Annotated in this window: 9 protein-coding genes; 4 read left to right on the top strand and 5 right to left on the bottom strand. The window is 67.6% G+C overall.

Translation table 11 applies throughout. The features are described 5' to 3' along the window. Positions 1-386 (bottom strand): hypothetical protein (locus B4L36_RS07235; protein ID WP_292954515.1); only part of this gene is annotated, 386 nt, incomplete at its 3' end. Further along, complete coding sequence (locus tag B4L36_RS07230; RefSeq protein ID WP_292954512.1) at positions 383-2,134, bottom strand: type I secretion system permease/ATPase; 1,752 nt, start codon at positions 2,132-2,134, stop codon at positions 383-385. The genes B4L36_RS07230 and B4L36_RS07235, both read right to left, overlap by 4 nt. Positions 2,135-2,289: 155 nt before the next feature. On the opposite strand from B4L36_RS07230, the gene B4L36_RS07225 reads away from it, so the two are divergent. Then, positions 2,290-3,093: an MlaA family lipoprotein gene (locus B4L36_RS07225; protein ID WP_292954509.1), complete on the top strand. Its 804-nt coding sequence runs from the start codon at positions 2,290-2,292 to the stop codon at positions 3,091-3,093. Further along, positions 3,083-3,679 carry an MlaC/ttg2D family ABC transporter substrate-binding protein gene (locus tag B4L36_RS07220; RefSeq protein WP_292954506.1) on the top strand — a complete coding sequence of 199 codons (597 nt, stop codon included), beginning with the start codon at positions 3,083-3,085 and terminating at the stop codon, positions 3,677-3,679. The genes B4L36_RS07225 and B4L36_RS07220 overlap by 11 nt, the downstream gene beginning before the upstream one ends. A gap of 18 nt (positions 3,680-3,697) precedes the next feature. On the opposite strand, the gene B4L36_RS07215 is transcribed toward B4L36_RS07220, so the two are convergent. Further along, entirely contained in the window at positions 3,698-4,459 is a 762-nt protein-coding gene (locus B4L36_RS07215; RefSeq protein WP_292954503.1) for an NAD kinase, read from the bottom strand. 179 nt (positions 4,460-4,638) lie between these two features. On the opposite strand from B4L36_RS07215, the gene glyA reads away from it, so the two are divergent. Continuing rightward, positions 4,639-5,934, top strand: a complete 1,296-nt coding sequence (glyA, locus tag B4L36_RS07210; RefSeq protein WP_292954500.1) for a serine hydroxymethyltransferase — start codon at positions 4,639-4,641, stop codon at positions 5,932-5,934. 83 nt (positions 5,935-6,017) lie between these two features. Here glyA and B4L36_RS07205 read toward each other — a convergent pair whose 3' ends face one another. Together B4L36_RS07205 and B4L36_RS07200 are read right to left on the bottom strand one after the other, a co-directional pair. Next, positions 6,018-6,971, bottom strand: coding sequence for a 1-phosphofructokinase family hexose kinase (locus tag B4L36_RS07205; RefSeq protein WP_292954497.1), 954 nt, complete (start codon positions 6,969-6,971; stop codon positions 6,018-6,020). Beyond that, positions 6,968-7,375, bottom strand: coding sequence for a metallopeptidase family protein (locus B4L36_RS07200; RefSeq protein WP_292954494.1), 408 nt, complete (start codon positions 7,373-7,375; stop codon positions 6,968-6,970). The genes B4L36_RS07205 and B4L36_RS07200 overlap by 4 nt, the downstream gene beginning before the upstream one ends. An 82-nt stretch (positions 7,376-7,457) precedes the next feature. On the opposite strand from B4L36_RS07200, the gene gltX reads away from it, so the two are divergent. Further along, on the top strand, positions 7,458-8,780 hold the full coding sequence (gltX, locus tag B4L36_RS07195) for a glutamate--tRNA ligase (protein ID WP_292954491.1): 1,323 nt from the start codon (positions 7,458-7,460) through the stop codon (positions 8,778-8,780). The last annotated feature ends 218 nt before the right edge of the window (positions 8,781-8,998 follow it).

Below are 8,998 nucleotides of genomic sequence, written 5' to 3'. Positions count from 1 at the left end.
GGCGAGGGCGGCGGCGGCGGCGCGGGGGTCTGGGCTTCGCGGGTTCGGACCAGTTCGCGAGATTCGCGGGGCTGATCGTCGCGCACCCGCGCCGGTTCGGGGGCCGGTGGCTTCGCCTGCTGCGGCGCGGCGCCCTGCGCCTGGGCGCCGACGCCGATTCCGATCCCGGCCAGCGAATATCCGCTGCCTTGGCGCGGCCCGGCCTGATCCGCGGCGGTTTCGGGCCTGTCTTCGTCCCGCCGGCCTTCTTTCCGCCGGCCTTCGTCCTCGTCACTGTCCTTGCCCGGATCGGGCGAAGGCGCTGGCTGATCGGGCGTCAGAAGCAGCGGCTTCTGCCTGCCGTTCTCGCGATCCTCGCGGTCGTCGTCGCCGTTCTCGTCGCTCATGACACACCTCCGACGCGGCCGGATTCCTGCGCCTTCCTGATCTGGGCCGAGTTCTGCACCATCTCCTGCAACACCTTGTCGCGCGGCCCGAAGGCACGGCGGACGCCCTGTTCCATTACCATCAGCAGTTCGCATTCGTTGATCGCGGCGGGCCGGTGCGCCATGATCACGACCGCGCCGTTCTGCGCCTTGACCCTGCGAATCGCCGCATTCAGCGCCTCGGATCCCTGATTGTCGAGATTGGAGTTCGGTTCGTCCAGAACCAGCAGCACCGGATCGGGATACAGGGCGCGGGCAAGGCCGATCCGCTGGATCTGGCCCCCCGAAAGCCGTCCCGAGCTTTGGCTGATCCGGGTATCATAACCCTGCGGCAGATCGAGGATCATCTGATGCGCCGCCGCCGCCTGCGCAGCCCGGACCACGCGGGCGGGGTCGGGTTCGGGCGACAGGCGGGCGATGTTCTCGGCGATGGTGCCGTCGAACAGCGTCACCTGCTGCGGCAGATAGCCGATCAGGTTGCCCAGAACGTCGGGATCATACTGGTCCAGCGTCGCGCCGCCCAGCCGGACCGAGCCGGCGCCGACCGGCCACGATCCGATCAGCGCCCGCGCCAGCGTGGTCTTGCCGGCGCCGGACGGGCCGATCACGCCAAGCGCCTGACCGGGCCGGATCTCGAAACTGACGCCGCGGATCGTCGCGATGTTCTGGCCCGGCGGGGCGACGGACAATTGCCGGACGTCGATATGCGCCTCGGGGCGGGGCAGGGGGGTGTGTTCGACCTGCGGCGGCTGCCGGGTCAGCAGCCGCGACAGCCGGTCCCATCCGTCCTGCGCCGCCTGGAACAGCGCCCAGCCGCCGACCAGTTGCTCGATCGGGGCCAGCGCCCGGCCCATCATGATCGAACTGGCGATCATCGCGCCCGGCGTCACCTCCTGGCGCAGCACCAGAAGCGCGCCGGTCGCCAGCATCGCGCTTTGCAGAAACAGCCGGAAGCTGCGCGAAAACACGGTGAAACCCGAGGCCCGGTCGGCCCCGCGCACCGACTGCACCTGCGCCTCTTCGCGGGCCTTGCGCCAGCGCGCAAAGGTGGCGCCGCGCATCCCCAGGGCGCCGATCACCTCGCCCTCGTCGCGATAGAGATCGGCCATCCGCTGCGCCTGCGTCGACGAGGCGTTCGACTGCTGCAACGGGGCCTTGGTCATGATCCGGTTGGCGATGGTCGAGACAATCAGGATCAGCCCGCCGATCGTCGCCACCGCCCCCAGCAGCGGATGGAACATGAAGACAGCGGCCAGAAACAGCGGCGCCCACGGCAGATCGAACATCGCCAGCAGCACCGGCGAACCGATGAATCGCTGCACCGAATCCAGATCGCGCATGCCGCTGGCAGCGGCGGCCGATTCGTCGCCGGTGATGGCGCCCTCGCGCAGGGCGGCGGTAAAGACGCGACCTTCCATCCGGTCCTGAAAGCGCGCGGCGATCCGCTGGGTCACGCGGTTGCGGGCCAGATCGACCACGCCCATCAGCAGAAACAGGAACACGACCAGCACGAAAAGCGCCGTCAGCGTCTCGACCGAGCGCGAGGCCAGCACCCGGTCATAGACCTGCAACATGAACAGCGGTCCGGTCAGCATCAACAGGTTCACCACGGCCGAGAACAGCGCGACGGCAAGAAACAGCGGGAAACCCGCCGATCTGGCCTTGCGCAGCTCCTTGCTGCCGGAAAGGGGATATGGCGGCTTGCTCATTGATCTGCCGTCCTTCACGTTCGGAACTGCTGCCATCGGAACCGGGCGGCTTGCCGCAGGCTCGCGGCACGATTATCCGAACTGGATGGTTCCTGTCATCCCCGGACGGCCCCTTATGCCGTAAAACAAGAAGGTTAGAAATCCATTTGCGCCCGATGACCCTCTTTCAGAACGCCGGTATCGCCCTGATCGCGGCGGTCGCGCTGGCCGGATGCGCCGCCTCGCCCCGGATCCAGGACGGAATCGTGATCAACGACCCCTACGAGGCGCAGAACCGCCGGGTCCATGATTTCAACAAGGCGCTGGATGCGCGCGTGGTCGGGCCTGTGGCGAGGCTGGCGTCCTCGGGCGCCGGGGATCCGGCCGGCGCGGGCCGCGCCAAGCCCGTCGATCTGGTCATCAACATGGGCTCGAACCTGTCGCTGCCGGGCAAGGTCTTGAATCAGCTGCTTCAGGGGCGACCCGGCCCGGCCGTGCAGAACACCTTCCGGTTCTCGGTCAATTCCACCCTGGGGATCCTGGGCCTTTTCGACCCCGCCGGCCGCGATTTCAACCTGCCCGAACGCGACACCGACTTTGGCGAGACGCTGGCCGTCTGGGGCGTTCCCGAGGGCGCGTATCTGGAATTGCCGGTCCTTGGCCCCTCGACGCAGCGCGACACGGCGGGCAAGCTGGTCGATGCGCTGATCGACCCGCTGGGCCAGGTGCTGAACCGGGACGAACTTGCGCTGGGCTTCGGGCTGCGCCTCGGCTCAAAAGCCGGTGAGCGGGCCCGTTTCGGAGACACGGTGGATAGCGTATTGCAAGGCAGTGCTGATAGCTATGCGCAGACGCGGCTGATCTACCTGATGCATCGCCGCTACGAGATCGGACAACAGGAGGCGACCATTGACCCCTATGACGACAGCCAGGCGGCGGCCGGCGCGGATGCAGGTTTCATCGACCCCTATGCGCCCTGACCGACGCAACGTCCTGGCGCTGATCGCGGGTGGCGCGGCGCTGATTCCGCTGCGTCCGGCGCTGGCGCTGAGTGCCGACGCCGCCCAGGCGATGATCCAGAAGACCGTGTCCGAGGTCTATGCCGTCATCAACAGCGGCCAGCCGCCGGCGCAATTGTATCGCCAGTTCGAGGCGATCTTCGCGCGCCGCGCCGATGTGGACATCATCGCCCGCACCGTGCTGGGCCCTGCCGCGCGTCAGGCCGGCCCGGCGCAATACGCCGCCTACGAGCAGGCTTTCCAAGGCTATATGGGCCGAAAATACGGCAAGCGGTTTCGCGAATTCGTCGGCGGCCGGGTCGAGGTGGGGGCGGCACGCCCGCTGAAAAGCTATTTCGCGGTCCGCTCGACTGCCTATCTCAACGGCCGCGCGCCGATGGAGGTGGAATGGCACGTCTCGGACAAGGGCGGCGGCATCCGCTTTTTCAACATCATCATCGAGGGCGTGAACATGCTGGCCAGCGAACGGTCCGAAATGTCCGCGATGCTGGCGCAGAACAGGGGCGACCTCGCGGCGCTGACCGCCGCCCTGCGACAGGCCGGATAGCCCGCCCGGCCCTTGCCGTCAGACGAACTGCTCGCGGATCAGGCGTTCCTCCAGTCCGTGACCGCTGTCGAACAGAACCCGGTGCCGGATCTCTGCGGCGCTGCGGATCTGGACCCAGACGACGTGACGGACCGATCGTGAATCGGCGTCTGCCATGACCGGGCGGCGTTCGGGGCTGAGAACCTCGATCGCGATTCGCGCTGTCTTGGGCAGCAGCGCGCCGCGCCAGCGGCGGGGACGGAAGGGGGCGATGGCGGTCAGCGCCAGAACCTCGGAATCGATGGGCAGGATCGGGCCGTGGGCCGAGTAATTGTAGGCGGTGGAACCCGCCGGCGTCGCCAGCAGCGCGCCGTCGCAGACCAGTTCCTCCATCCGCATCTTGCCATCGACGTGAATCCGCAGCTTCGCCGCCTGCGGACCCTCGCGCAGCAGGCTGATCTCATTGATGGCCAGCGCCTCGTGGATCGATCCGTCGGCGCAAGTGGCGCGCATGTGCAGCGGGTTGATGACGGTTTCCTCGGCCGCCGCCAGCCGTTCGGGCAGACCCTCTTCGGCGAATCCGTTCATCAGGAAGCCGACCGTGCCGCGGTTCATGCCATAGACGGGCAGGTCGCGGCCCTCGGTGGCGTGAAGGGTCTGCAACATGAAGCCGTCGCCGCCAAGCGCCACCACCACCTGCGCCCGCTCCAGCGGTGCGTCGCCATAGCGCGCGCCCAGCGTCGCCAGTGCCGCCTGGGCCGGCCCGGCCTGGCTGGCGGTGAAATGAATTCGTGGCGTCATCCGCGTTCCGTCCCCTCGTGCGGGCGCAGCATCGGCCGCGGCCGAGCCGTTGACAAGCCCCGCAGCGCAGGTCGCAGCGGGTCCGCGCGCGGTCGTTTTGACACTTTCCGCAGGTCTGGCCATGCGATAAGACAGCGCCATTCCCGCCGCCCCTCAGCCATGCAAAGGACGCGAGACTGATGAACGCCCCCACCCGCGAATCCGGTTTTTTCACCGATGATCTGGCCAGCAGCGACCCCGAGATCGCGAAGGCGATCCGTCAGGAACTGGGCCGGCAGCGCGACGAGATCGAGCTGATCGCATCGGAAAACATCGTCTCGAAGGCGGTGCTCGAGGCCCAGGGCTCGGTCCTGACGAACAAATATGCCGAAGGCTATCCGGGCAAGCGCTATTACGGCGGCTGCCAGTTCGTCGATGTCGCCGAAACACTGGCCATTGAACGCGCCAAGCAGCTGTTCGATTGCGGTTTCGCCAATGTGCAGCCCAACAGCGGCAGCCAGATGAACCAGGCGGTGTTTCTGGCGCTGTTGCAGCCGGGCGATACCTTCATGGGACTCGACCTGAATTCGGGCGGCCACCTGACGCACGGGTCGCCCGTCAACATGTCGGGCAAGTGGTTCAACGTGGTCAGCTATGGCGTGCGTCAGCAGGACCAGCTTCTGGACATGGAGGCGATCGCCGAAAGCGCACGCCGGGCCAAGCCCAGGCTGATCGTGGCGGGTGGCACCGCCTATAGCCGCATCTGGGACTGGGCCGGCTTCCGCAAGATCGCCGACGAGGTCGGCGCCTACCTGATGGTGGACATGGCCCATATTGCGGGCCTGGTCGCTGGCGGGCAGCATCCCTCGCCCGTTCCGCATGCCCATGTCGTGACCACGACGACGCACAAATCGCTGCGCGGGCCACGCGGCGGGATGGTGCTGACCAATGACGAGGCGATCGCGAAAAAGATCAACAGCGCGGTGTTCCCCGGACTTCAGGGCGGGCCGCTGATGCATGTGATCGCGGCCAAGGCCGTGGCCTTCGGCGAGGCCCTGCAGCCGTCGTTCAAGGCCTATGCCGCGCAGGTCGTGAAGAACGCGCAGGCCATGGCGGACGAGCTGATGAAAGGTGGTATCGACATCGTCTCGGGTGGCACCGACAACCATCTGTGCCTTGCCGATCTGCGCCCCAAGGGCGTCACCGGCAAGGCCACCGAAGCCGCGCTTGGTCGCGCCCACATCACCTGCAACAAGAACGGCGTGCCCTTCGATCCCGAAAAACCCTTCGTCACCTCGGGCATCCGTCTGGGCGCGCCGGCGGGCACCACGCGCGGTTTCGGAGAGGACGAGTTCCGCCAGATCGCGCGCTGGATCGTCGAGGTCGTCGACGGGCTGGCCAGCAACGGCGAGGACGGCAATGGCGCGATCGAGGAAAAGGTCAGGGCCGAGGTCGAGGATATGTGCGGTCGGTTCCCGCTGTATTCCGGCATGTGATCGCCGGATTGCCTTGCCTGCCTGGGGGGGGGGTCGCGGCGGGGCGCCGGACGGAACCTGCGCCGGCGGCGCCGTTTCCCGGATCAGAGCCGCGAGACCGATCGCTGCGCAAACAGCCTTTCGACATCATGGGCGTGGCACAATTCGGTGGCCGGTGTCATCACCGCAGCAGAAGCCCCCGCCGCACCAAGCGCCAGCGCCTCGGGGACGGCCCAGCCGCGTGCCATGGCCAGGACATAGCCTGCCACGAAACTGTCGCCCGCGCCGACGGCGCTGACGACGGGCACCGGAGCCGCCTGGGCGTGCCATGCGCCTTCGGGACCGGCGATGACGGACCCGTCCGCGCCGCGCGCCACGATCACCGATTTCGCGGCCCCGTCGCGGACCAGCCCGGCGGCGAAGGCGGCGCTGTCGGCGCGCAGGGGCAGGGCGCGGCCGGCCAGCGCCTCGGCCTCGTGGCTGTCCATGCGCAGGACATCGACGGGGATGGATGATCCCGCCAGTGCGCGCAAGGCGTCGCCCGACGTGTCCACCAGCAGCCTTGCGCGCCCGTCCTGCAGCCGCACGGTCAGCATCTGTTCGAATCCCGGCGCGACCCCGGGCGGGTTCGAGCCCGACACCACCACCCAGCCACCGCCGCGCGCATGTTCGGCGATGGCCGACATCATGTCGGCGACCTGTGCCATGTGCCATTCCGGCCCCGGCATGACGAACCGGTATTGCCCGCCGTGGCGCCGGTCGGTGACGGCCAGCGATTGCCGCGTCTCGCCCGGTGCGGTCAGCCGGACCACGGACAGCCCGTCGGCCTGCAGCATACCGGCGATCCGGGCGCCCGTCGCCCCGCCAAGCGCCACCATCGCGGTCGATGTCCCGCCCATGATCTTGATCGCGCGGCTGACATTGATGCCGCCGCCGCCGGGATCGGCCACCGGCTTGTCGCAGCGCAGTTTCAGGTCGGGACGCACCGCGTCGGCCGCAGTCGACAGATCCAGCGCCGGGTTCAGGGTGACGGTCAGGATCGGTGCCTGATCCGTCATTCCCACCACCGGTCGATCCGCGCGATGTCGTCGTCGGACCAGCCGAAATGATGCGCGAATTCGTGGATCACGACATGGGCGATCAACTGGCCCAGCGTCACGTCACCCCGCGTGGCCCATTCGTCCAGCAGCGGTCGGCGGAACAGCCAGACGATATCCGGTCCGCCCGGCTGGTCGGCCACCGATTTCTCGGTCATCGGAATGCCGTCATAGAGGCCGGTCAGTTCGAACGGATCGTCGATCTGCAATTCGTCCAGAACCTCGTCGGGCGCGAATTCCGCCACCCGGATCGCCACATCCTGCGCAGGGCCGCCGAATTCCGCGGGCAGCGTGGCCAGCGCGGCGCGGGCCATCGCCTCGATCTCGGTCGCATCCGGGGCCGTCAGTTCGTTCCAGTCGCTCATCCGCATCTCCGTCGCCGCGCGCCTCACCGATATGGACAAAAAAGGCGGTCTGTGAAAGAGCAGCGGCAACAGGAGACGTTTCATGACCACCACCCGCTTCGCGCCGTCGCCCACCGGCCACATTCACGTCGGCAACCTGCGTACCGCCCTGTTCAATCATCTGATCGCGCGCCAGGCCGGCGGCAGCTTCATCCTGCGCCTCGACGATACCGATCAGGAGCGCAGCAAGCAGGAATACGTGGACGGCATCAAGCGCGATCTGGACTGGCTGGGCCTGCATTGGGACCGCGAGGAACGCCAGTCGCTGCGGCTGGACCGCTATGCCGAGGCCGCCGACCGGCTGCGCACCGACGGCCGATTGTACGAGGTGTTCGAAACCCCGGTCGAACTGGATCTGAAGCGCAAGAAGCAGCTGAACATGGGGCGCCCGCCGGTCTATGACCGGGCCGGGCTGGCGCTTTCGGATGCCGACAAGGACAGGCTGCGGGCCGAGGGCCGCGAGGGGTATTGGCGGTTCCGGCTGGATCTGGAACGGATCGAGTGGGTGGACGGGATTCTGGGCGACATCTCGATCGACGCCGCCTCGGTCAGCGACCCGGTGCTGATCCGCGCCGACGGGCAGGTGCTGTATACCTTTGCCTCATCCGTCGATGACGTGGATATGGGCGTCACCCATATCGTGCGCGGATCCGATCACGTCACCAATACGGCGACCCAGATCCAGATCATCAAGGCGCTCGGTGGCACGCCGCCCGCCTTCGCCCATCATTCGCTGCTGACCGGTGCGCAAGGCGAGGAATTGTCCAAGCGCATCGGCGCGCTGTCGCTGAAGGATCTGCGCGAGGCCGGCGTCGCCCCCGAGGCGCTGATTTCGCTGATGGCGCGGCTGGGCTCGGGTCAGCCGGTGCGGCTGGCCAGCCTGGACGAGTTGGCGGCCGAGTTCGACCTGTCCCAGTTCGGCGCCTCGCCGACCAAGTTCGACGCCGAAGACCTGTGGCCGCTGACCCGCGAGAAGAATCAGGCGCTGCCCCTCGAGGCCGTGGCCGACCGCATCGCCGCGCTTGGCGTGCCGGCAGAGCAGGCCGAACGGTTCTGGCGCGTGGCCTCGCAGAACATCACGGTGCTGGACGATCTGGCCGGTTGGTGGCGCATCTTCAGCGAAGGCGCCGAGCCGCAGATCGACCCGGACGACGCGGAATTCGTTGTCGAAGCGATGAAACTGCTGCCGCCACCGCCCTATACCGAGACGACCTGGGACGAATGGACCACGCGCGTCAAACAGGCGACCGGCCGCAAGGGAAAGGGCCTGTTCATGCCGCTGCGCAAGGCCGTGACCGGCCAGGCCCACGGCCCCGAGATGGCCGAGGTGATGCCCTTGTTGCAGGTGGTCAGGGCGCGGGGCTGAGGCGATGGTCCGACAGTTGCCGTCGCGGCTTCGATGGCGGCACCCAAGATCAGGCGGAACGGCATGACACCCTCGTCCCAGCCGATGACAGAGACTGGCTGAGCGCAATCGCATGGGCGACGTGGTCACAAGGCTGGCTGCGGCATGGTCTGCAAGCCTGCTTTTTTCCCGCGATGCATGAAGGCTCCCGGTCGGGATCGGCAGGCAGGGCGAACACT

Source organism: Paracoccus sp. UBA889, assembly GCA_002294185.1.
GTDB lineage: Bacteria > Pseudomonadota > Alphaproteobacteria > Rhodobacterales > Rhodobacteraceae > Paracoccus.
Note: the sequence above shows the minus strand (reverse complement) of the source record. Positions and strands in the feature narration are given on the sequence as shown.